Below are 23679 nucleotides of genomic sequence, written 5' to 3' on the forward strand. Positions count from 1 at the left end.
TTTATCAGCAGGATATAACCTATTAATTTTTTTGTTTTCATCATCATTTTTTTTGAATTTCAAGTTTTTAAATTGACTAGCAATTTTTATTACACCAACATTGGGCAGCATTAAGAATAAGCACGAACAAAAAAGCGAAGCCGTTTATAACACGAAATATTATAAAACGGCTTCGCTTTTTATTTTTACTACACAACAGGTGCTTTATCATGAACAAGCGGGTGAAGGGCTTGAGTCTCGTCAATGTAAACAAAAGCATCATATCTATCTGACATTACAGAAGGTACATAGTTTCCATGTTGTTCATATTCAGGTCTGTATACAACCCCAATCGCCCGATGTCCAACCCTTTCTCTGAATAGTTGACGATTTTCATCGGTGAAAATGAGCATTTTATCATATGCTCCTGAAAGGTGCATAGCCTCCTCCCAACTTCCATTCATTGCCGGGGGTACTGTTTTTATTTCAAAATTCATGCCCCATTCATCTGCCGAAATAACAGTTCCCCTATAGGTTCCAAATCCTATGATACATACATGTTCAGGTGGGTTTTGCTCACGAATTACCTGGCCGACGTTAATCATCCCGGCATCTCTCATATCAGTAGCGCTGGCATCGCCGACATGTGTATTATGTTCCCATACAATCGCCTTTCCTTCTGAACCGTAAAAATCCATGATTGCATTAAGTGCATCCACCATATGCATATCTCGAATATTCCATGATCTATCGTCATGAACCACCATGGTCCTGTAATAATTTTCTGCATTATACGCAACCAATGCATTCACTTGAAGGTTCAAATTCAATTCTTCGTGATGGGGATATTTTTCTTTTTTTTGCTGAATCGTTGTCAGTAATTCGGCAACTTCCTTTATACAATCTTCCGAAAAAATGCCTGCGGAAACTGCATACTCCTCATTATTCCGATTGAATGGCTCAAAACATGTGAACGCCTGTCTGGCAGCTTCAAGGTCAGGTGAATCAATTTCTTTTAAGTAATGGATAACTTCATCCATGGATTCCCAAAGACTATAGATATCTATCCCATAAAATCCAACCTTTGTTTGATTTTGACCAGACTCATTGTATTCTTTCATCCATTCAATCAGGTCGATCATTTCCTCGTTTGCCCACATCCAGGTCGGCCAACGGTTAAAACTTTTGAGAACATCCTGTGCGGATTTAGTTACTAGGTCATACCCTTTAACATATCTATTAATAGCCTGGCATGCGGGCCAGTCGCCTTCAACGGCAACAAAGGTGAACCCTTTTTCTTTAATCAGTTTTTTTGTCATTTCAACTCGTGCCGTGTAAAACTCGGATGTTCCATGTGATGCCTCTCCCAACAGTACAAATTTTGAATTTTCAACTTGCTGAACGAGCTTATCCCAATCAGCTTCACTTGTAAGAGGTACTGAATGCTCGATTATTGACTGAACCAGATTATGCTGCACTGTTTTTCCTCCTATTCTTCTTACGACCATCATCGTTTGTACTCAGCATTATAAGAATTTGAACCTACGTGTACTGAAAGTAGTGTATTAGCGTATCCCACCAGTCGATTTACAAGTTCATCACAGATGGAGTAAAGCAGCTGGAAATTTTCTTCCTTAAATAGAGCTTGATCATCCATAATGACCGTTGTGTTAATAAACATATCTTTGTTTCCATATAGATTGTAGTGAGCAATAGCCTTTCCAGCAGCGCCTTCAGTAATTGGATCCTTAAAGCCTGGAATAAAAACAAAAGTAGCAGACCTGAAGTTTTTTGTGAAAGACATTCCCTTGTTTACAGTCTGTATCTTTTCTACATCTTCCGGAGTTATATCCTTGATCTTATTCAATTCCACAGCCACCCTTAACACCATTGTTAATAATCTTCATTTATAGATTTTCCTTAAGCGACCAATCCTATAAATATTAATATGAAAAAGGACTTTCCCCGGAAAAAGTAAACCTGATCCGCGATTCGCCTGGATTGGCCTCAGGTGGACCAACATTAATTTGTTCCCGTAGGTTCTCATTTTACGATCGATTGTTAATCAAAAAGTGGAGACCAGTATTCAACTTATACGTTATGAGACATAAAGCATAATTACACAAGTTGAACTTTTAATAAGCGCTAATACGCCTGGAATACTTTTCATCTAAAAAGTATAGTTTGGGTATCAAAAGAGAGAAGATAATTACCAGATTAGGTGGACTGGTCTGGAGTGAGGAGTGCCCATGGAAAAGATGAATCGGGGAATTTTCAATGTGCTGTCGGCCCAACGGCATTACGCAGTGGCTGATAATCAACTCATAATAAGCTGACCGGAAAGTGGGACTTGAAGAAGGCTTTCACTACAGGTGGCATGCCAACAAGCCGATCATACTTCACGTCTCCAAATAAAGAATGTAGATAATGGGGTTTTTATTGAATTACTTGACTTGTGTTTTTAATCAGTTCAAGTTCCTCCATCATCCATCTATAAATACTTTAGAACCGAAAAGACCTAAGCCTCCATATAGGAGGCCTAGGTCACTTTATGCGTCGGAAAAGCAAAATCAATTGTTCTTTCTCGACATTTTCATAGCAAAAGAATACATGTCAGATCGGAATAAACCTTTATAGTACTCTACCAAATTTCCCTCGGAATCAAAAATCATACGTTCCGTAATCAGTAAGCACATCGTTTCGTTCACGCCTAAATGCTCTGCATCTTCTTTTGTTGGAAATCCACAGGTAATGATCTGTTCCGCTTCACAAAAGTTAATGTTTAAATCTCCTTCGAGTGCATCATACAATACTGTGGTACTTAAATCGAATTGGGTCAATTTTTTTCCTAGTTCCAAAGAATAATAATGCAATTCAATGGCTATGGGGACATCCCCCTGTAAGCGCAACCTTTTGATATGGTACGATTCATCCTCAAACCCATTTGCATCAGCTATATTTTCAGGTGTCAATACACGTCCATGATCAAGTAATTTAATTCCCATGCTTTTTGTAGTTTCAGTGAAACTTATCATCTTAAGCCATTCCTGTACAGGTTTAAGGGATACGAACGTTCCCTTGCCATGCCTTTTTTCCAATATTCCCTCACGAACCAGGATGGAAACGGCTTCCCGTACAGTGCTCCTGCTGACAGAATACATATCCATGAGTTCCCTTTCACTCGGGATTTTGTCCTTATAATACCCTTCTAAAATCTGATTTTCCAATATAGTTTTTAATTGAGCATGTAAAGGGAGTGGATTATTAAAGTCTAACTCCATAAAATTTCCTCCAAACAGATAAAGACATTGTAATGTTCGTATCAGTTCTTTTATTGTAAACCAAATAGTTATAATATTCAAACATACCAACATTCACATTCCCATACCATCTTTTCAAATACAACTCGTGTTCAGGTGTGAATACCGTTTTATTTGTATGTAGTCAAAAGCCCTGAATAGTATCGCCTATTCAGGGAAGGATCTTTATCCGGTATCAAGTGGGACAATAATGGAAAGCTTCCATACATAAATTAAACGATAAAGTACGATATGATGGAAAGAAGCAAAGAAGTTATGGTCATGGCTATAAGGGGACGCATGGCTTTTGTGCGAAGTGCCTGCAGGCTTACATTCAGTCCTAGACCGATCATGGCCATTGTCAAAACAAATGTAGTCGTTTTAGAAATACCATCCATTACGGCTGGTGACACTGTTATATAGGTTCCAAACACATAGCTTCCGATTAAACTCATGATAATAAAACCAACGAGGAACCATGGAAAATCAATTTTTGCATCAAGGCCTGTTTTTTCCTTTGTGCGCTTTTTCATCCAATACATAAAAATGAAACATAAAGGGATAAGTAAAAAAACACGGCCCAATTTTGCAAGGAGTGCAATCGCTAGCGCATCTTCACCTGCCGGAGCCCCTGCCAATGCAACATGGGCGATTTCATGAAGACTGATCCCTGACCATATACCATAATCCAAATTCGATAGCGGAATAATCGGACGTATTAGGGTGTATATAATGGAAAAAAGTGTTCCCATTAAAGCGATTATCCCGACGCCTATGGCTGTATCTTCTTCCTTAGCTTTCACGATTGGAGAAATTGCGGCGATGGCTGCTGCTCCGCATACCCCTGTTCCTACCGCAAGTAGAAGGGAAATGGATGTATCTGCCTTTAACCACTTTGCAATCAAGACCATTACGATTATGGCAAATGTTACTGTCCCTATGTCACGGACCAACAATGGCAAACCCTGATTGAAAATCACATCGATATTTAATTTCAACCCGTATAAAATAATGGCAAAACGCAATAGTTTTTTAGCGGAAAATTCAATTCCAGTCCGGAATTTTTCTGGATATCCCGCAATTTGACGATAAATAACGGCAATGATAATCGAGCACGCAAGAGGACCAATTCGATTGAATCCTGAAATTTCAGATAGCCCCAAACCTAAAAGGGCAATAAAAAAAGTGAAGGCGATACCACTCAACCACAAAAGCTTGCTATTTTGAAGCGGTGATTTCGATTTTTTCCGCTCCTCTATGGCTTCTTCCAGTGGCTCATATTTTTCTAATTCCATACATTCCTTCCCCCTTTCCATATACTAAAGACTTTTAACAGCTAATAAATGGTTCATCCCATCCTTTCAATCGTTTGAAAAAGATCAGTTTCTTCTATATTAGTAGGAGAATATCCTTTGATGAAATATTCGAATTTCTTTAAAAAAGGCAAGCTCGGATTTTGGTTCCCCCACAATTCCGGAACGGCTAAAGTCTGGGAACGATGGGACCTTAAGGCACAGATCTTTTTCTGTAAAGTTCCTGTTATATTCACTCTTGTGATACTACTCTGCCCGTTTTCATTTAGCCATTCCTCATAATAAGCATGCCAAAGGACAAAGTACAGACTATGAATCTTATAAGCGGGAAAAACGGGATCTGGATAAAAATCGGGATCACCGGATTTTAGAAAAGCAAATTCGGCAGCACGGCCAATCGCACAATGGTCGGGGTGTCCCCCATATTTCTCATGGAACGTTACGAGTGCATCCGGTTGAACTTCACGAATCACCTTTATGATTCTCTCCGTCAATAAATCGATGGATTCAAATTCAATCGTTCTATCCCTTACATGTAAAAATCGCAGGTCTTTGATCCCTAATTCTTCACAAGCGCTTTTTAACTCCCTTACCCTAAGTCCAGGTAATGCCTCCCTTGTTGTAAAAATAGGATTTCCCATGCGCCTGCCCATTTCGCCTTTTGTCGCACATAGTAAAGTTACTTGAACACCCCGCTCTGACATTTTGGCAATGGTTCCGCCACACAGAAAAGATTCATCATCAGGATGTGCAAGTACCACCAATAACCTGCGTTGTGTTTGCATAGTTCCTCCTACTTCGTATTGTCCAGTTATCCCACACGGTTAGACCCAACATAAAAAATGGACATGGATGTCAATACAGTCAGACATATCATGCCCATCATCCTTAATCGGTTATGATATGACTCTAAAGGCCAATCACCTTTTATCGGTTAGCATAATTCATATAAAACGGATTTTACTGTTTCAATGACAAAATCTAAATCTTCATTTGTTGAAGATAAAGGCGGTGCAATGATCAATACATTCCCATATCCAGGAACTGTATCACCGTTACGGCCGATGATAAGCCCTTTAGCCTTACATGACCCTATTACTTTTCCCATGAACTCATCGGAAACGGGCGTTTTTGATTTTTTATCTTCCACTAATTCAATTCCATATAAGAATCCAACCCCGCGTACCTCCCCGACTTTATCAAGGGCCGTCAATTCAAAGAGCTCACTTAGTTTAGTTTCACTTAGTTCAGCTACTCTTTGAACAATTTTTTCTTTTTCGATGATTTCAATATTCTTAAGAGCTACTGCACATGATGCAGGATGGCCTCCATATGTTGACACATGCCTAAAGTGATTTAATTTACCATCACCTTTGAATTTCTCATAAATCCTTGAGTTCACCGCTGTTGCCCCAAGTGGAAGATATCCACTGGTCAAACCCTTTGCCATCGTTACAATATCCGGCTGAACCCCATCTGAATGCATAAACCCAAACATTTTTCCAGTTCTTCCAAAACCTGAAACCACTTCATCCACAATTAAAAGAACATCATGCTTCTTACAGATTTCAGCAACTTTTGTTAAGTATTCTTTTGAAGGAATAAGGACCCCTCCACCAGAGATGAATGGTTCAAGAATAACACCAGCTACCGTTTCGGATCCTTCAAAGTTAATAACCTGATCGATATAATCAGCTGCAAGAAGATCAGAGTTTTCAACGTTTTCCCCAAACGAGCTACGATAACTGTAAGGCGGCGGCACATGGAGGAATCCTGGAACCCCTGGGTCATATTTCACTCTCCGATTCGCTTGTGCCGTTGCGCTTAATGAGCCAAACGTATTACCATGATAAGCTCGATACCTAGAGATGAATTTATATTTCCCAGGGTTTCCATTTTGAGAATGATATTGCCGAGCGATCTTGAATGCGGTCTCATTCGCCTCGGATCCGCTGTTCGTAAAAAAAGTTGTATAGGAACCCTTTAAGTGTTCACTTATTTTTGCCGATAATTCGATGGCCGGCTTATGGCTTAACGTTAAAGGGAAATAAGATAAGTTAATCATTTGTTCATAGGCTGCCTGGGCGATTTCTTTCCGTCCGTGGCCCAGGTTCAAGCACCATAATCCGGAAACTCCATCTAAATATTTATCTCCTTTAGTATCCGTGAACCATGAGCCGGTTCCTTCCGTAGCCATCATGGGAGCATCCTTTTCATTATAGCGATGCATCGCATGCCATAAATGATCTTTATCCATTTGAACAAGGTCTTTCGTTTCAGTTTCCAACTTCACAATTGAAACCCCCTTATTATTCATTGAACGCAATTTAGTTACGTTCCCATGCAGTAACAGACTCTTAATAAATTAGAACCAGGTGGTGAATGGTGCGATGACTAACATCATCATAAAGTCATCGCGCCACCGTTACACTCTTTTCACACCATCATTTATCCCAGTTTTTATGATCTAAATGAGAATATTTTTCTAATAATCTAGTAGGCATTTTTAATGCATCTTTTCTAAATGGAGGAGCTAACTGTGTTCCATCCACTTGTATATCAATGACAGTCGGTTTGTTAGATTTTATTGCTTTTTCTATGACAGACCCTAATTCCTCCGGTTTTTCCACTCTAATACCAACTGCACCCATGGATCGTGCAACTTCTGCAAAATCAGGATTTTGGATATCCGCCCCTACAAAACGGTTATTATAGAAATCGACTTGGTTCTTTTTCTCTGCGCACCAGGCATTATTATTGAAGACGCACGCGATGACAGGAATGTTTTCTTCAACGGCCGTACTCACTTCATGTAAGCTCATCCCCCATGCCCCATCTCCAACAATGGCTAAAACAGGCGTATTCGGCTCAGCTAACTTGGCACCTAGTGCGGATGGGTAAGCAAATCCTGTGTTCCCGAATGTAAGCGCAGCGATATGTCTTCTGCTCTGATTGAATTTCAAGTAAGCGTTTGCAGTTGACGAAACATTACCGATATCTGTAGTGACGATGGCATTTTCAGGCAACACCTTAGTCAATTCCAAAAGGGCCCGACGCGGATTGATCGGTGTTCCATCGATCATCGCGAGTTTCACCAATTCTTCTTCCCATTTTTGTTTTTCATTCGTTACTTCGACTATCCGATTTTTTTCTTGTTTTACGTTAGGTTTATTAGCCTTCAACCGTTTCAAAATTTCACGACTCGCTTCACGGGCATCTCCGATGATTCCAACTTCCACAGGATGTGTCCTGGCAATTTGCCTTGGGTTAATATCTATTTGGATGATTTGCGCATCTTTAGGGAAATAATCAATGTCATAGCATGGTAACGTTCCAAATACTGATAATCTTGTACCGACCGCCAATATGACGTCCGCTTTCTTAAGTGTATTCATGGCCGCCTTTGAACCCATGTAACCGATTGGGCCGACTGATAATGGATGATCAGCAGGAAAAGCATCATTATGCATATAGGAGACAGCTACCGGAGCTGTTAAATATTCTGCAATATTCTTAATTTCCTCAATGCCATCTGAATCAACCGTACCCCTGCCGGAAATAATCACAGGATACTCAGCCTCAGCCAAAATTTCTGCCGCTCTATCCAAGGATGCAGAAGATCCGCAACCTCTTTCATCTACTCGATATTGATGTGGTTGAAGTATTTGATCTTCCACTTCACCATAGAAGTAATCACGGGGGATATCGAATAAAACTGGTCCCCTCTCGGCATAGGCAATCCGAAATGCTGTCCTAAGGCAATCAGCGACCCGGCCTGGGTGTGTCACTCTAACCGTTTCTTTCGTGATGGCCTTGAAGATGGAAACTTGATCACATTCCTGAAAACCATCCCATCCAACCGTTGGTGTACCAGCTGAAGGAGAGATGACCACCATAGGAGTATGAGCTTGATTGGCCGCTGCAACAGAGGTGACCATATTGGTCATTCCAGGTCCGTTTTGCCCGATGACAACCCCGGCAACACCTGAGACACGACAATAGGCATCTTCCATATGTGCTGCACTTTGTTCATGGCGGACACCGATAAAACGGATGTCTGCAGTTGGCAATAAATCAAGCATATCCATGAAGGCAGATCCCAGAATTCCCGAGATATGTTTAACTCCCTCTGCCACTAACGTCTCAACGATGGCTTCACTTGGTGTCATTTTAACTTTCGTTCCTCTTACCGTTTTTGTTTCGACCATAGCACATTCTCCTTAATTATGTTTATTTCTGATAATGACGTTGCGACGTCCGTACCAGTTATAAGATGTATAATACTACCATTAGATCAAACAGTCAATGAATAAAATGAATATTTTGAATTTTTTTATCACTTAATGGAGACAGGCATCATTATTACATGAACAAACGTCTAATTAACTAATAAAGGTATCCTTTTTTTCGGTCAATCTGTAGTTGATCCTATCAATGATCTCCAATAAATCGCCTATTTCATCAATCACGAAATCGGCACCTGCATTCAGAAAACGGTTTTCGGCAGTTTTCATGCGGCATTGCAGTTCAAATGGGTCCATTTCGTTGATTTCTGCTTCTGAAAGGCCTATTTCACTGCCGCCTTTCAATACGGCAACCGTCCACATTCCCGCAGAAATGCCTTCTTTGATGTCACTGATCGTATCGCCGACTTTAACGATTTTACTGAGTGGATACACTTGGAGATTCATCGCCGTCTTAAAGCACATCCAAGGTGCAGGCCTTCCTGTAGGCACTTCGGTAGACGCAACGATGGTATCTGGTTGATAACCCCATATTTCCGCCTCGTCTTTAACAATATTAATCATTTCACGAGTATACCCTGTTGTCGAACCGATTTTTATTCCTTGCTGCCTTAAACGCCTGACTAATTCAATTACGCCAGGTATAGGTTTGGCGTTCTCCTTGAGAAGCTTAAAAAGCAAAGCCTCAAAGTCTTTATATAATGATTCTAGATCTCTTTCGTCCGGTTCTTTCCCGAATTTAGCAATCCATAAATTCCGGATTCGAGTCATTTTCAGGAGTTCCCTTATATGATCCAATTTCAATAAACCCATGGGCTCCCTTGCTTCCTTAATGGAAATATCTATCCCCCTTATCCTGAATATCTCGACAAATGCTTGGACCGGCGCAAAACAACCATAATCCACCGTCGTTCCTGCCCAATCAAATATGACTGCCTGTACCTCGTTCCATTCTTTTGCACTTTCCAAGTCAATCTCCTCTCCCCTCTCCATCTCTTTCCCCCCTCAAAAAAACGGTTAAAAACCGGAAAAAAGTCTCATTTTGTGATGAATCCGAATATAACGTACATTCATTTCACTTCTTTCAAAAATAACTGTAAATCTTCTTTCGTTGCTTTAGTGAGTTCCAGGATTTTTTCTGTGTCTTTTTCAGGATTTCCTGACTCCCCGATTAATGGGTATAGATTTTTTTCAATTCGTTCATACCAATCGGGATAATCATCTTCCACTTGCTTCTCTATCGAATCCCAGTTAGAACTGACCTTTTCGCCCAGTTCTTGAATTTTCTCTGGATCAGCCTCGGCACTTACTTCTGTTACCAAAGCATTTATTGATTGAATCACTTCGTCGACACCTGTTTTAATAACTTTTGCATCTTGGGTCTCTGCTGCATTGTTATCGGACTTTTCATTTGTGACCGGATTTTTTTCTTGGTTGTGTTCGTCCGATTTTATTGTATTGTTACAGCCTGACAGCAATATGGTGCCAAAGATGAGCCCATTCGTGAATAAACGGAAAACATTCAAGATCATCCCTCCATCATGAATTAAAAAGACAATGCCACCTCGTGCTTGGTACATTTACACTCTTTTTTCTATGGGAATCATATTCTAGTTGAAAAGTGCTTGAAGAATTTTATCTGAGGAATATCTTAGAAGTATACGAAACAATCTATTTTTTAATTAATTGAGTCGAAAAACATAGAATTTTTATTATGGTTTAGTGCTAATGCTAAAAGCTATAACTTTTCGGAATTAGGGGAACCAGGAACAATATTTAATTCACTCTTCATATATTTCGCTTTTCTTCGTCGAATGAAAAAGAAAGAACAGATAACGATCAAGCTAAATAGCATGGTAAAGATAAACTGAGGACGCTGGGAATCGATAAATGCCATTAATATGATCACGGAAATCATGGAAAGAATGGTTGCATACGTTAAATACGGAAATAACCACATCTTGATCTTGAAAACTCCGGGATTTTCTTTCTCCATCCTCTTCCTTAATCTGAGATGGGAAACCGCAATCGATAGATAGACAAGTATTCCGACCCCTCCCGAGGAATTCACTAAAAAGAAAAAGATTTTATCTGGTGATACGTAACTGAAAATGGTGCTGATAAAGGCAAATAAAGTAGAACCGATTACAGCAAGGATAGGGACCCCGTTCTTGCTCACCCTTGAGAATATTTTTGGTGCATCACCCTTTTGTGCAAGGGAGAATAACATACGGGAGCTTGTATATAATCCGGAATTCAAACAGGAAAGCAATGCAATGAGAATCACTATATTCATGATCAGGGCAGCAGAAGGAATTCCCAGCATTTCAAGAACGGCAACAAACGGGCTCTTCAGCAAGGAAGCAGAATTCCATGGTAAAAGGGTCACTAGTACCGCGATGGATCCAATATAGAAAATCAGGATTCGCCAAACCACACTGTTCAATGCACTTCTTACTGATTTAACCGGATCACTCGTTTCACCAGCCGCAATTGCAGGAATCTCCACTCCTACAAAAGCATGGAAAACAATGGCGACGCCGACAAGTACTGAACTTATCCCGTTTGGAATAAAACCACCAAAGTTCAAAAGGTTAGAGGTGCCAGGTGGTTTTATCGATGGGATAAAACCTAAGATCACTGCAACGCCCAGACACAAAAATAGGATGATACTGATTATTTTAATGATCGAAAACCAGTATTCAAACTCACCAAACGATTTAACGGAAAATATATTCGTCAGCTTCAAAAGAATAATCAGCGAGAGACTTATGACCCAGACCGGAACGGAAGGAACCCAGCCATGTATGATTGCAGCTCCTGCCGTTGCTTCCAAAGCAATTACGATAACCCAAAAGAACCAATATAACCAACCTGTGGTGAAACCGGCCCATTCACCGATTCCTTCTCTTGCATAAACCGCAAATGATCCAGTATTGGGATTTACTGTAGCCATTTCCCCAAGCATTCTCATGACTAAAACAACGATCAAGCCTGCCAAAACATATGATAAAATCGCTCCGGGGCCCGTTTGACCAATAATGATACCGCTTCCAACGAATAAACCAGCACCGATGACACCACTCAATGATATCATCGTTAAATGTCTTTGTTTCAGACCTGGTTTCAGTTCTTCTTGTTGATGTTTCATACCCTCCACCAACTTTCAATATTTTAGGGAATCAACTAAAGATAATCACTACATCGATGTAAAAGTAAAAATTTTGCTTTCTTTCCCTTACATTTTCACAAGGAAAGTGGAACTTGGAACCTTGGCCTATTCAAACAACTCAGGAGATGACACTATGGCTTTAATTTTGAATCACTATTCCCCCTTCCTATCATTCATTTTTGCAAGAGGAAATAACATCATTACGTCATGACGTTAGTACCACTTTCTATGTGTATAATACACTCTGATTTTTTTAAAGTCAATCAAAAACAGAATATTTAGATAACAAAACAAAATCAAAAAAAAAATGTATGGTGGGCCTAAATACAAGATCATTCAAATGTTTCATATTTCTTTCACTCTGGAAGTTTCATCGACTGTACGATCCAATTCTGCCTTTAAGGAATTTTGCTTTCTATCCAGCATTTTCTTTAAAAAGTATGAAAAGATCAAGGTAAACGCAACACCCTTAATGATCGATGAATAACCGTAAACAAGGAGCCCTAGGACCAGTACGATTAGATTAATAATCCTTATTGTCACTGCAATATCTATTTTTTCATTTTTATGATGTAAAATTAGTGCGATCACATCAAAACCAACAGTGGAGGCATTTGCTGTTATACATAAATAGTATCCTAACGCTATCAAAATCGAAGATATTAGAACCACTAAAACGATATTTAAATCAAAACGTATATTCAGTGAATAAAAAGAATTAAAAAACAACATATAACTTAGCGAACTTACTATCGACTTAACAAAGTACTCTTTACCTAAAAAAACTAAACAAATGATTAACAAAAATCCAGTAACTAAATTAGCCAGCATGGCAATGTTATAACCCGATAAAGCATTCAATAACAACGCAGAGCTAGTTACGCCCCCATTAATAATTTCATTGGGCACGATTAAGTAAGCATAAGCAAAGGTCATGGAAATGTTTCCTGCAATAATTTTCATTAAATCTTTCATGAGTACTCACCTTTCCTTTCATGCATTTTGACCCTAGATATCTATTTATACTGTAATGATAATATCAACATTCATTACTCCATCGACTTATTTCGAATCATTCAGGATTTTAAGTATCTAGTGTTAAATTGCAGGTTTTTTGATCTAGTGCTGTTCTAAATTTCAGGTGATTACAATTATTCGCTATAAAGAATCCTCTCTCCTTCAAAAAAAAATAAATAAACATGCCCCGTGTAATCTTGAGCATGTTTATGCCTCTTATCCGACAATGTATGAAAACCCATTACAGATGTCTTTGAAATGTTGCTTTTTTCTTGTTAATTTATTCTAAAGAAAACGAACACTGTCCTTATCATTTCACAAAGTATTATTTTGCCATAAAAAAAGTTGAGGGGATTATCCTCCTCAACTTTTTTGTGTACATTTAAATATTTCCTAAGAAATGTTTTTTTCCAAAAGGTTGGTAAATACATTTCATGTTACAGGTAAAGCTGACTCCTCTTTCATAAGCCTTTTTCTATAAACCATATTGGACAGCTGGACACTCACCTCATAAAGCACAAGTAAAGGGATAATGACCAAAATGTCCGAAATGATATCAGGTGGCGTAATCACGATCGAGATGATAACAAGGGCGAAGTAAGAAATCTTACGAGACTTTTTCAACACCTTCGGATTGATGATTCCTAATCTAGTCAGGAACATGACCACAAGCGGCATTTCAAATAAAATCCCAAAAGGCAAGATCAAATTAATCATGAACCGAAAATACTTTTCCGCTGTGAACATCATCTCGAACTGCCCGGCAGATAGGGATGTGAGGAATCCCAGCACTATGGGAAACAACACAAAATATCCAAAAGAGATACCTATGATAAATAAGATGAACAACCCAGGAATGAATCGAAAAGTAACCTTTCTCTCTTCCGGTTTCAACGCAGGAGCCACAAAGCGCCATAACTGATAGGCTGCAAGCGGAATCGTCGCAGCTATCGCGCAAACCGCAGCGATTATCATATATACCCACAGGATGTCACTGGGTCCGAGCACGGCAAGTTTCCCTTCTAAATCTTTAATGAGCAGCTCATAAATATCCTGTACGAATATGAAACTCACTATGAAAGAAGCAAGAAATCCTATCAGTGTTTTAATGATTCTGCTTCGGAGTTCCTCCATATGCTCCATAACGTGTACATCCTTGCTCTCCACTTTCACTCCTCCTTTTTTATCCATTTACAAACCATATAACATAAATCAGAATGGCTTCGTCATTTAGTAATGGCTAAAATAATGCAATCTCTAACTCTCATGAAAAGAAGCAGGCTTAGTCTTTCCGCCCGCCCTTCCTCATAAAATTTATCCTTCTTTTTTAACAGCCCTTATCGCAGCTTTATTCTCGTTTTCATCCTCTTTTTCTGAATCATTCACCAATCCTTTGGTTGCACTTTTGAATTCGGATAATGTTCGACCAAATGCACGTCCGATTTCCGGCAGCTTCGACGGTCCAAAAATAATCAATGCAATCACGAGAACGATAACTAGCCCTGGTATCCCAATATTAGAAAGCATTCTAATTCACTCCTTTCAATTTCAAGAACTTTTCGTATTCACGATTCCTTGTCTTTCTATCAATTAGTGACTTTCCCCTGCTTGTGCATTCTTTGCTTTTCATGTGCGCGACTATGGGCACGTGTCCGATCTTCCTCGACTTCGTTCGTTTTTTGTACACCTTCCGTTACCGTTCTTGATGCAACCTTTCGCAGACCTGTTTGATCCTTATCAAAAACAAAGGAGGCTCTTGTCGATATATCCGCTCCAGGTTCTGTCACGAATGGAACAACGCGATAGTCCGCCTTCCATTGTTCTGGTGTTACTTTGCAGCGTACATAACCCCGGTAATCATTAAAGAACTTTAAATGTGAATTCTGACTTAGTATTTTATCCGTATCCGCACGCTTGTCTGCTCCATTTCCACCAGATGTGATGGATGTGCCGACAAACTCCACTCCGAAAATCTTTGAATTTGGATCGTTGAAGTCCGTTTTTAAATTGGAGGCCCAACTTGCATGAACATCACCGGTCAATACGACCACATTTTCCATGTTTTTTCTTTTTATGACATCAATCAAACGATCACGAGCAGCCGGGTAACCATCCCAAGAATCCATGCTGTATTTGGGCGCAGTTGGTGTTCCATAATTCCGCGGTGCAAAGAAAATCTGCTGTGGCAGCACATTCCACTTCGTTTTTGAAATCGATAGATTATCAGTTAGCCACTTTTCCTGCTCTGGACCGAGTAATGTACGCTTCGGATCAAGTGACTCAGGCGTTTGCGGTGAACTTCCATCGCCGTTCGCCTGATCATCCCGGTATTGACGTGAATCAAGTACAAAGAAAGAGGCTAAGTCACCATATGAGAAGTTTCGGTATAACCGCATATCCGCTCCCTTTGGCAACGACGATTTACGAAGAGGCATATGCTCATAATAAGCCTGGTAAGCGGCTGCCCTTCTCTTGATGAATGCTTCCACCGATTGCCCTTTTTCCGGAATGACATTAGCATAATTGTTTTCAACTTCATGATCATCCCAAGTCACGACCCATGGGAAAGCTGCATGTGCCGCTTTTAAATGAGTATCAGAGCGGTATTGTGCATATCTATTGCGATAATCCTCAAGCGAAATGATTTCCGGGCCACTATGTACACGGACATTCCCTGAGGAAGAAACATATTCATTTGGTCCGTACTCATATATGTAATCGCCAAGGTGAAAGACAAGATCCAAATCTTCTTTTGCCAAATGTTTATAGGCCGTATAATAGCCATGCTCAAATTGCTGGCATGAAACAAATGCGAAGGAAAGGCTCGAAACACTTGAACCAATTGGCGGAAGTGTCTTTGTTTTCCCAGTCTGACTTACTTCACCGCCAGATTTAAAACGGTAATAATAGACTTTATCCGGTTTTAACCCGCTTACTTCCACATGAACAGAATGGCCAAGTTCCGGCCTGGCTATTTCTTTGCCTTGCTGAACAATCTTTCTGAAATTTTCATCCTTAGCCACTTCCCACTTAACTGAAATGGCTTCATGTGGCATACCTCCTCCATTCAACGGATCAGGTGCCAGTCTTGTCCATAAAACAACACTATCCGAGAGTGGATCACCGGAAGCAACACCAAGCGTAAATGGATAATCACTGAATTTCGGGGCAGCATTCACTTCAATCCCGCCCATTGATTGTGTAAGGGCAAGACCTAATGAAAGTCCGGCAAGTTTACTTGCTCCCTGGATAAAGTTTCGGCGGTCCATATTCTTACCTAAGCTTACATCGCTCCAATCTTTGATTAACTCATCCATCGCTTTTTCATTATTCATTGATCTTTCCCTCCTAATATTTGAATCTGTCTCAAGTATAGAAGGACTTTTTTAAAGGTGTATGAAGACGTGTAAATCAATTACTTCCCATTTAGGAATTTTCGTACAGGACTTTTGGAGCTCACAAACCCAAAAAAATGAGTTGATTCACTCTAATATTTACATATACCTACAGATTTTTACATATAACGACAGTCTTTTATCCTATTTTTCTTAATGAATCATTTATTTAACCGTTACAAATAACTGGTATAGATTACCTCAACTTGGGTATTATGAAGTTCTGGGAGGCACTTTAAGGTCCAAGATTTGCTTTGTGGTGAGCTTGAGTAGGTTCCCGACACGTAGGCTAGTCTCGCAGCCTGCGACAAACTGGATGTAATCGCGTTCCGAACAATGGCGCTTTAGCGCCCATTTCATATCTTCTACCTGCTGCTGATCCCGGATCGGCTGCACATCTTTTGGTTGTGTCCTCTTCATCGACCTTTCTTCTCTATTCATAAGTACGGTTCCATACCCCTTATGTACCAACGATTTGAATGTACGATTTTTTCTGATTTCAGTATTAAGAGAAAAAATACCCTTCTTAAACTTGTAGTTTATCTAAAGAAAATTGTATTACTTTTCATCAATTAGGAAAATATATAAATAATAACAATAAGGAGGGAACAGTGATGGAAGTAAATATGAGTGTTGAAGAAGTCGTGAATCAAATTTCTGAATTAGTAGAAAAAGAAGGGAAGCCACCTCGGAAGAAAGAGGTAAAGAAGTCAGATCCGGAGTTAATGAAAAATGCATTGTATTATTTTCCTAGTTGGGATACTGCAGTAGAACATAGCATTGGATCTTAACCATAAACGATACATAAACATTTATTTTTCAAATTAGTATATTTAAGGCAAGAAAAGTTATGAAGGCCACCAAATTGGTGGCCTTTTGAATGTACGATTCTTACTATTATTGTACATTAGAAACCGAGTGGAAAAATACACTTTTTGAACTATCGGGGCAGGTTAGCTCCATAAGGGGTACCACCAGCAAAACGCTAATTTACAACGCTAAGGAAATCCGAGAAAAAAATAACCGGTTTTCACCACGGTAAGGTGTAACCGGTATTTATAACTATTATTGGTTGTTCAGCGGTCTTAATGAATCTAAAGTAGTAAACCCTTTTGGATCAAAACGGTACTCCCCTAACAATTTGATATGCTCCCAGCCTAATGGAGAAATATGTTTTAATAAATCTTCTGTTAAAACTCCTTTATTTGTGTAATGAAATTGGTTTACTTTAAGTCCGTGTCTCCTTCACTTCCCATTGTTTCATCGACTTTACGAGATCAGTTTATATGGATGGGTGGGGTTACCTAACAATGTCCTTTGAACATCCTGATAGCGTTCGATCCATAAAATTCGGTATCGCCACTGGTAAATGCTTCTTTTATTTTCATTAAAGAATTCTATGCTTTTTCCAGGCAAACTAACTTCCTATGGTTTAGAAACAGTGATCTATTTTTTTTATTTTATTGCAACCCATATTTCGTTAGTTGAATTCGGACTATAGAGATCCGAATCTATATATGCTTCAATTGCAGCAGTATCGGCAGGTTCATAGCTGTTAGATGGAAACCATTCTGAATAAATTTGCTTCCATGTATTTATCATTGCGGTTGGGGCAGGTCCTTGAACATCAAATACGACCCATTTGGACGCAGGTATTTCAAAACTCGAAAGTCCATCTGGCACATCTCCACTATGTTCTGAAGCAATCCAGTAGTCGATTGTGTTTTTCTCCTCATTATAATTATCAGTAATACCTAATAGACCTTTTATTTGTCCATTATTTAATTGAATTAATTGATTGACTGTGTCATTTTGATGTACTTCACCCCAAAATTCTCCAATACTCGGAAGTCCAGCATTCTCTGTATTACATGCTGGATCACATGAACATTCTCGTTTAACTCCTACCACTTGAAAAGTATCTTTTTCAATAATTTTATATTTCATTGGTTCTGCTCCTTTCAGTTTTACCTGTATAGTCAGTCGATTATAGGATTGCAACTTTCCGACTCCTTTTCGTGCTTCACTCGGCGTAACACCATGTTGTTTACGAAAAGCTTTTGAGAAAGCTCAGGAGTATCGTATCCATATTTAAAGCTAATGTCGATGATAGCGCCAAACAATTCTTGAACTGCTAATGTCAAACGGCGCCGGCGAAGATATTCTCCAATAGAAATATCTGTCAAGATCGTAAATGTGCGCTAAAAATGAAATGGAGATACATTTGCTTGTTTGGCAATGTCTTCTATCGTTATATGATCTAATAAATGTTCTTCCATCTAGTCTATCGCCTTTTGTAAAGATTCAACCAACGCCGTTTCTCACAACTCCTTAAAAGATTCTAACAATGCTATATACTTCAGCCCTGTCATTTTTTTGCTCACTTTAGACAGTATTATATTTCATAAAATTAAGTATACACACGAATAAGCATCTAATTGCTAGCTCGCAGATATAATCACGATGAAAGAATTGAGTGAGAAAGTCCTTTTGACCGGTCAAGCAGCTGCATTTAGAGTTGCCAAATTAGAAGATAATGGAGTGATTGAGGGATATGCCATTAATGTTAAATTAGGGTGTCTTATACATGCTTTTATTACTATCATTACACAAAGCACTAATCACCAACCTTATCTGTCGTTCATAAAAACTCAAGAACAAAATACATAACTATAAAATCAGTAGAGATGGTTGTTACCTTCTGGCATGCAGATTTCCATCTAATAAAATGATAGAACAATTTTTGGAAGACTTAAACAAGCATGTAAACTATAAATTATCGATTTTTATAAATAAGCTGTAGTGAATGGCTTTATGTAAACTGAAGCATTGAATATGAAAAAGACTATAGGATTTTCCTTTTCAAAAATGGCCATGAACGATCCATTTCACTATATTGGCCCATCATCATTGAGAAAAATTTTACCTAAAAAGGTTCACTACTTGTACAAATTAGTAAGTGGCTTCTACTCTTCCCCAAGTTCATGACTTGTGAATGCTGTAACAACTTTTTATAAGTAAATACTCACTTCTTATTTAAAAACATCCTAATTTATGTAATAATAGATTTATAATAAAAATGAAAGTACTTGAGGGATCTTGCATTGGAGAGTATGGAAGCATTACATGAAAAAATTGAGATATTGAGGAAAGAATTAATAACTACAGCATTCATATATGGATTTACTGCCCCAAAAACATTACATAAAAGTCAGGAACTAGATAAACTATTGAATTTACTAGGACACGGAAAAGAACCAATTGGTTTCTAACTGGTCTAAAAACAGAAATGAAACTCGATTGTTCACCCTACTGTAGATCTTCATGGGCTCAAGTTAACTTCAGGTAATATCACTCGGAATTCATGGGAAGGCTCTTTACTATTCACTGGGTAGTCCATGCAGCTGCTACTCCCTCACTAAATCACCTCCAACTCTTGTATTCTATTCTTGATAAAAAAGAGTACCACATCTTCTACAATTTGATAACTGAAAGTACCACTCCTTCATACATCTTACTACCCTCCCCTTCAAGTTTAAAATTCGTACTAGGAAAAGAACAAAAAATGAGGCTATAATAAATAGATCGAAAAACCTTACAGCAAGGGGGGATTAAAATGGATGGAAATGACAAATCTGAAGATACATTAATGAAGGAGTTACAAGAGCTTAAACTTTCACTTGAACATGAATTAAGACGTGTCACCACGATAATAGATCATTTAACACCAGAGAAAAAAGAAGCTGAACAACCGATTGAAGATGTCCAATTACATACGGAATCATCGGATGATCATGATGATTTATTCTAGTTAGTTAAAGTACAATTGCAGAAAAAGATCTCAAAGCCGTTTACAAGAACGTCTTGGACTCCAAGGACATGGGAAAAAGCTCTCAAACCAACTGCGGAAATTTGACTAAGCTCTTCTTTTAGTTGTAAAAACAACAAAGGTTACAGCAAAAGTATACTTTCAATTATCCCCTCTTGCTATGTTTTCTCTCCGATATTTATAATATAAGAATCATTTCTTTTTTTGAACTAAGCATTCAATTTATTCTCTCAAATCAACATGTTAATGTTAATTAAAAGCATGAGCTCGGTAGATAACCGGGTTCATGCCCTCATGGCTGCCCAATAAAAAATGTCTAACTTCTTCGGTTCACTGTGCCTTTGTAAGAGTTCTTTTTCCTCCTATATCTTACAGTCATATCTACTATGGTTAATAATAAAACAAACCATAAAATAGGATTTTTTAAGGAGATTCCTACAGTGGATTTCCTCCCCAATAACGTTAATACTCCTATTAGCACTAACATATAAAAAATAAATGCTGCTTCTCCAATTAATGAATTTGTTTCACAATTTTTTTCAGTCTTTTGATTAATGACAATATAGACAATCGCTAATGAGATCATTCCAATTGTCAGTGCCGTTTTAGGACTGTCATTGAAAATGATATGAGGGAAATAATCAAAAATCATAAGAAAAGAAAATAATAAAAAGATACCTATTCTCAATAATATTTTCAAATTCATCTTATTCCCCATTTCCTCGATTTATTATTTCCCAAACCAGTAATTTGTTTATAGAGCATTAGTTACTACTTAATTGTAACATTCGTATAAAAATGTATCTATATTCATAGTGATTTCCAAAAAAAGATAGATTCCCGGGCTCAAAGAACTATAAATCAAAAATCGATTCTTAACTTATGATTTTATGAGTTAATCCAAACTGGGAATAGGTCTCGGTCAAGGAAATTTTAAGAAAGAAGTCGTTTTTTTTGAAAGACGATTCTTTGACTGTTTCACTTAGACGTCATCAAAAACCCTACTTATTATGAGACTTCCGATAATTTCCAAATGTCTCATTTCCTCCTACATTTAAATGCTTTCATACTATTTGTTAAGCAATATCCTAGTTTTATTATTTAAAAAAAGACCAAGCAATGCTTGATCTTTTTGCTAACATTTCAATCCCGGCTAGAGTTAGTGTGAAAAGATCACATAGTTCTAACCATCCTTTTTAAGTTTAGGCAACTCTACTCTATCTAAATTAGTCATTTTTTCGTCTTTTAAATACATTCTGCAAGAAGCGCAAATATTTTTGTCACTCATTCGAAAACATATAATCCCTTTTTTTCAATGAAACATTCAATACCAAGCCAAGTCCCATCATAGTAGCCATCACCGAGCTCCCTCCATAGCTCATTAATGGCAGCGGAATTCCTGTGATAGGAATTAGACCGATAACCATTCCGATATTTTGAAATATGTGAAAAGTCAAGAAGGAGATGACTCCCACACAAATAAAAGATTCAAAAAATGTAGAATTCAGTGCAGTTGCAACGATTTTATAAATAATGAAGAAATAGAGGGAGATTAGCAAACTCGCTCCAATGAACCCAAATTCTTCAGCAACGATCGTAAATATAAAATCGGTATGTGCTTCAGGAATATATACATTGCTTTGATTGAAGCCTTTCCCTTCCGTCATACCTGAACCGATCGCTAATATGGATTGCTTCAATTGATAACCGATTCCTTGGCCATGACTAAATGGATCCAGCCAAGAATTAATCCTATCCAGTTGATAGCCATCCAGTAAGTTCAATAATAGATCAGGATCATACAAGTAGGTGACTACCAAGGAACATACGATACTGACCACTAAAGCAACTACAGATGCTATCATCTTCCAATTAATCCCCGATACTAAAACGATTCCCATCGTGATGACGGCCATCACCAGGGAAGTACCAAAGTCATTTTGCAGTAGCGTTAAACCAATTGGTAAAGCTGCTATCACCCCCATTTTAAATAATAGTTTACAATCGGTGCCTATGTCCCCTACTGGAAACTTGTCTATATGTTTTGTCAGTATATAGGACAACATCAATATTAAAAATATTTTCATGAACTCGGATGGTTGTATGGAGCCTAATCCTGGAATTTCAATCCAAGATTTTGCCCCCTTCCGGACTGGGGCAATACTCTTTGGTCCTAATAAAACGAATAAAAGCAGGAAAATACCAAATGAGTATATATATGGAGTCAGTTTCATGATCGTCTCAAAATCAAAATAAAAAATGGCCAGCACAATCAGACCACTAATAACAAACCAGACAATTTGCTGCTTGAAATAATCTATATCAAGCTGTGCGTATTTTTGCGCACTGTATAAACTAACGCTGCTGAAAACCATCAGAATGATGATTAACATGGCTAGATTAGAATCAAAATAACTTTTTCGTTTAATCACAAAATCACCGAATCTTTCAATTTTTTTTCGTACGAAGCCAATCCTTCTTCTAACCTTTTACCTTACTTTCTCATTCAATCTTTTTCACTACAGGGATGATTTTTATGTTTCTCTTCATCACACCTCCATTCCATGACAAACCTCCTTTAAATGTTACCATTTTTTAGTGTGTTTGTTTTATTTTTTCTATTTTTTATATAAATATCAGTGTTGAAATTATCTCTAATAATCGGCCTCCAATTTAGTGTCAGTCAAAAAACAAACGTGGTTGTTGGCTGGATTTAATGAAAAAATGATTAAATATAAGTCTTTATTGGCAAAAATGGGAACTCATTAATTCACTAGTATTTGTTCAGAAGTTACCAGTCGAAACTCACCAACATCCAGGTTTCGGCAGGTTACAATTCACCTTAGAAAGGTATTGTTTGAATATTGTCGAAAGGGTTAAGGTAAAGGAATGAGTAAATGGAAAAGAACCGAGCAAAGAAAATGTATGATTATCATGTTTGGGCTAATACTCAAGTGTTCCAACACGTAAAAAAATTACCGGATGGAGTTTATGGTGATACGTTGAAAAGTGTCTTTACATCCATTAAGGACGTCTTGGTTCATCTTTACGCTACGGATATAACATGGCTGGAGATCATGAAAGGAAGCACCATTCAAGATACGTTTAGGAAAGTAGAGCAGCGGCGGGAAGAAGTGCGTGGAATCTCAATAAAAGGACTTGAATCCTGCTATGATGAACTTTATAAGGAATATGACAATTTTTTTGCTTTGGAGCCTGATCTCGAAAGGACCGTAGTAGCCGAACACCCCAAAATGGGGGTTTGTGAGTTTGTACTTGCCGACCTCATCCATCATGTGGTCAATCACGGTACCTATCATCGGGGTAATGTGTCAGCGATGCTCCATCAACAAGGCGAGCGTGGTGTACCTACAGATTATGTATTTTTCTGTTTAAAATAAGCTCGGTATAGCACCCGAAAAATTCAGGAA

Annotated in this window: 21 protein-coding genes and 2 pseudogenes; 5 read left to right on the forward strand and 18 right to left on the reverse strand. The window is 38.3% G+C overall.

What is annotated here, in order from left to right; translation table 11 throughout:
* Nucleotides 1–188 precede the first annotated feature (188 nt).
* The 15 genes and pseudogenes from LQ203_RS05890 to LQ203_RS05960 form a co-directional block, all read right to left on the reverse strand.
* Nucleotides 189–1457, reverse strand: a complete 1269-nt coding sequence (locus LQ203_RS05890; protein ID WP_230156521.1) for an erythromycin esterase family protein — start codon at nt 1455–1457, stop codon at nt 189–191.
* A gap of 29 nt (nt 1458–1486) precedes the next feature.
* Nucleotides 1487–1852 (reverse strand): hypothetical protein, encoded by a 366-nt coding sequence (locus tag LQ203_RS05895; protein WP_230156719.1) that lies wholly within the window; start codon nt 1850–1852, stop codon nt 1487–1489.
* Nucleotides 1853–2549: 697 nt separating this feature from the next.
* Nucleotides 2550–3260, reverse strand: coding sequence for a GntR family transcriptional regulator (locus LQ203_RS05900; RefSeq protein WP_230156522.1), 711 nt, complete (start codon nt 3258–3260; stop codon nt 2550–2552).
* Nucleotides 3261–3511: 251 nt separating this feature from the next.
* Complete coding sequence (locus LQ203_RS05905; RefSeq protein WP_230156523.1) at nt 3512–4573, reverse strand: putative sulfate exporter family transporter; 1062 nt, start codon at nt 4571–4573, stop codon at nt 3512–3514.
* 53 nt (nt 4574–4626) lie between these two features.
* On the reverse strand, nt 4627–5376 hold the full coding sequence (locus LQ203_RS05910) for a PIG-L family deacetylase (protein ID WP_230156524.1): 750 nt from the start codon (nt 5374–5376) through the stop codon (nt 4627–4629).
* A gap of 149 nt (nt 5377–5525) precedes the next feature.
* Nucleotides 5526–6908, reverse strand: coding sequence for an aminotransferase (locus LQ203_RS05915; RefSeq protein ID WP_290370537.1), 1383 nt, complete (start codon nt 6906–6908; stop codon nt 5526–5528).
* 127 nt (nt 6909–7035) lie between these two features.
* Nucleotides 7036–8799, reverse strand: a complete 1764-nt coding sequence (gene xsc / locus LQ203_RS05920; protein WP_230156526.1) for a sulfoacetaldehyde acetyltransferase — start codon at nt 8797–8799, stop codon at nt 7036–7038.
* Nucleotides 8800–8973: 174 nt separating this feature from the next.
* Nucleotides 8974–9828, reverse strand: a complete 855-nt coding sequence (gene phnX, locus LQ203_RS05925; protein WP_230156528.1) for a phosphonoacetaldehyde hydrolase — start codon at nt 9826–9828, stop codon at nt 8974–8976.
* A gap of 77 nt (nt 9829–9905) precedes the next feature.
* The gene (locus LQ203_RS05930; protein ID WP_230156530.1) at nt 9906–10415 is read right to left on the reverse strand and encodes a hypothetical protein; all 510 of its coding nucleotides are present in this window, start codon (nt 10413–10415) and stop codon (nt 9906–9908) included.
* 158 nt (nt 10416–10573) lie between these two features.
* On the reverse strand, nt 10574–11986 hold the full coding sequence (locus LQ203_RS05935; RefSeq protein WP_230156532.1) for an amino acid permease: 1413 nt from the start codon (nt 11984–11986) through the stop codon (nt 10574–10576).
* Nucleotides 11987–12352: 366 nt separating this feature from the next.
* A complete protein-coding gene (locus LQ203_RS05940) occupies nt 12353–12982 on the reverse strand; it encodes a YitT family protein (RefSeq protein ID WP_230156533.1) in 630 nt (209 codons plus the stop codon).
* Nucleotides 12983–13456: 474 nt separating this feature from the next.
* The gene (gene tatC, locus LQ203_RS05945) at nt 13457–14191 is read right to left on the reverse strand and encodes a twin-arginine translocase subunit TatC (RefSeq protein ID WP_230156534.1); all 735 of its coding nucleotides are present in this window, start codon (nt 14189–14191) and stop codon (nt 13457–13459) included.
* Nucleotides 14192–14338: 147 nt separating this feature from the next.
* The gene (locus LQ203_RS05950; RefSeq protein ID WP_230156535.1) at nt 14339–14551 is read right to left on the reverse strand and encodes a twin-arginine translocase TatA/TatE family subunit; all 213 of its coding nucleotides are present in this window, start codon (nt 14549–14551) and stop codon (nt 14339–14341) included.
* 59 nt (nt 14552–14610) lie between these two features.
* Complete coding sequence (locus LQ203_RS05955) at nt 14611–16359, reverse strand: alkaline phosphatase (RefSeq protein ID WP_290370532.1); 1749 nt, start codon at nt 16357–16359, stop codon at nt 14611–14613.
* 303 nt (nt 16360–16662) lie between these two features.
* Nucleotides 16663–16839 (reverse strand): annotated as a pseudogene (locus LQ203_RS05960) (site-specific integrase); the annotation flags it as partial.
* 194 nt (nt 16840–17033) lie between these two features.
* On the opposite strand from LQ203_RS05960, the gene LQ203_RS05965 reads away from it, so the two are divergent.
* Nucleotides 17034–17210, forward strand: coding sequence for a hypothetical protein (locus LQ203_RS05965; RefSeq protein ID WP_230156536.1), 177 nt, complete (start codon nt 17034–17036; stop codon nt 17208–17210).
* A gap of 664 nt (nt 17211–17874) precedes the next feature.
* Here the strand turns inward: LQ203_RS05965 and LQ203_RS05970 are convergent.
* Nucleotides 17875–18366 carry a GyrI-like domain-containing protein gene (locus LQ203_RS05970; RefSeq protein ID WP_230156537.1) on the reverse strand — a complete coding sequence of 164 codons (492 nt, stop codon included), beginning with the start codon at nt 18364–18366 and terminating at the stop codon, nt 17875–17877.
* A 516-nt stretch (nt 18367–18882) separates the two neighbouring features.
* On the opposite strand from LQ203_RS05970, the pseudogene LQ203_RS05975 reads away from it, so the two are divergent.
* The 3 genes and pseudogenes from LQ203_RS05975 (at nt 18883) to LQ203_RS05985 (ending at nt 20230) form a co-directional block, all read left to right on the forward strand.
* Nucleotides 18883–19222, forward strand: a pseudogene (locus LQ203_RS05975) (Lrp/AsnC family transcriptional regulator).
* Between the two features lie 310 nt (nt 19223–19532).
* Nucleotides 19533–19691, forward strand: a complete 159-nt coding sequence (locus tag LQ203_RS05980; RefSeq protein WP_230156722.1) for an aspartyl-phosphate phosphatase Spo0E family protein — start codon at nt 19533–19535, stop codon at nt 19689–19691.
* Nucleotides 19692–20035: 344 nt separating this feature from the next.
* Nucleotides 20036–20230: a hypothetical protein gene (locus tag LQ203_RS05985; RefSeq protein WP_230156539.1), complete on the forward strand. Its 195-nt coding sequence runs from the start codon at nt 20036–20038 to the stop codon at nt 20228–20230.
* Between the two features lie 334 nt (nt 20231–20564).
* Here LQ203_RS05985 and LQ203_RS05990 read toward each other — a convergent pair whose 3' ends face one another.
* Both LQ203_RS05990 and LQ203_RS05995 read right to left on the reverse strand, forming a co-directional pair.
* Nucleotides 20565–20954, reverse strand: coding sequence for a hypothetical protein (locus LQ203_RS05990; protein ID WP_230156541.1), 390 nt, complete (start codon nt 20952–20954; stop codon nt 20565–20567).
* 574 nt (nt 20955–21528) lie between these two features.
* Nucleotides 21529–22680 carry an FtsW/RodA/SpoVE family cell cycle protein gene (locus LQ203_RS05995; RefSeq protein ID WP_230156542.1) on the reverse strand — a complete coding sequence of 384 codons (1152 nt, stop codon included), beginning with the start codon at nt 22678–22680 and terminating at the stop codon, nt 21529–21531.
* Nucleotides 22681–23145: 465 nt separating this feature from the next.
* On the opposite strand from LQ203_RS05995, the gene LQ203_RS06000 reads away from it, so the two are divergent.
* Entirely contained in the window at nt 23146–23649 is a 504-nt protein-coding gene (locus LQ203_RS06000) for a DinB family protein (RefSeq protein ID WP_230156544.1), read from the forward strand.
* The last annotated feature ends 30 nt before the right edge of the window (nt 23650–23679 follow it).

Origin of the sequence: Peribacillus sp. Bi96 (genome assembly GCF_918698115.1) — a bacterium.
In the GTDB taxonomy this organism is placed as follows: Bacteria; Bacillota; Bacilli; order Bacillales; family DSM-1321; genus Peribacillus.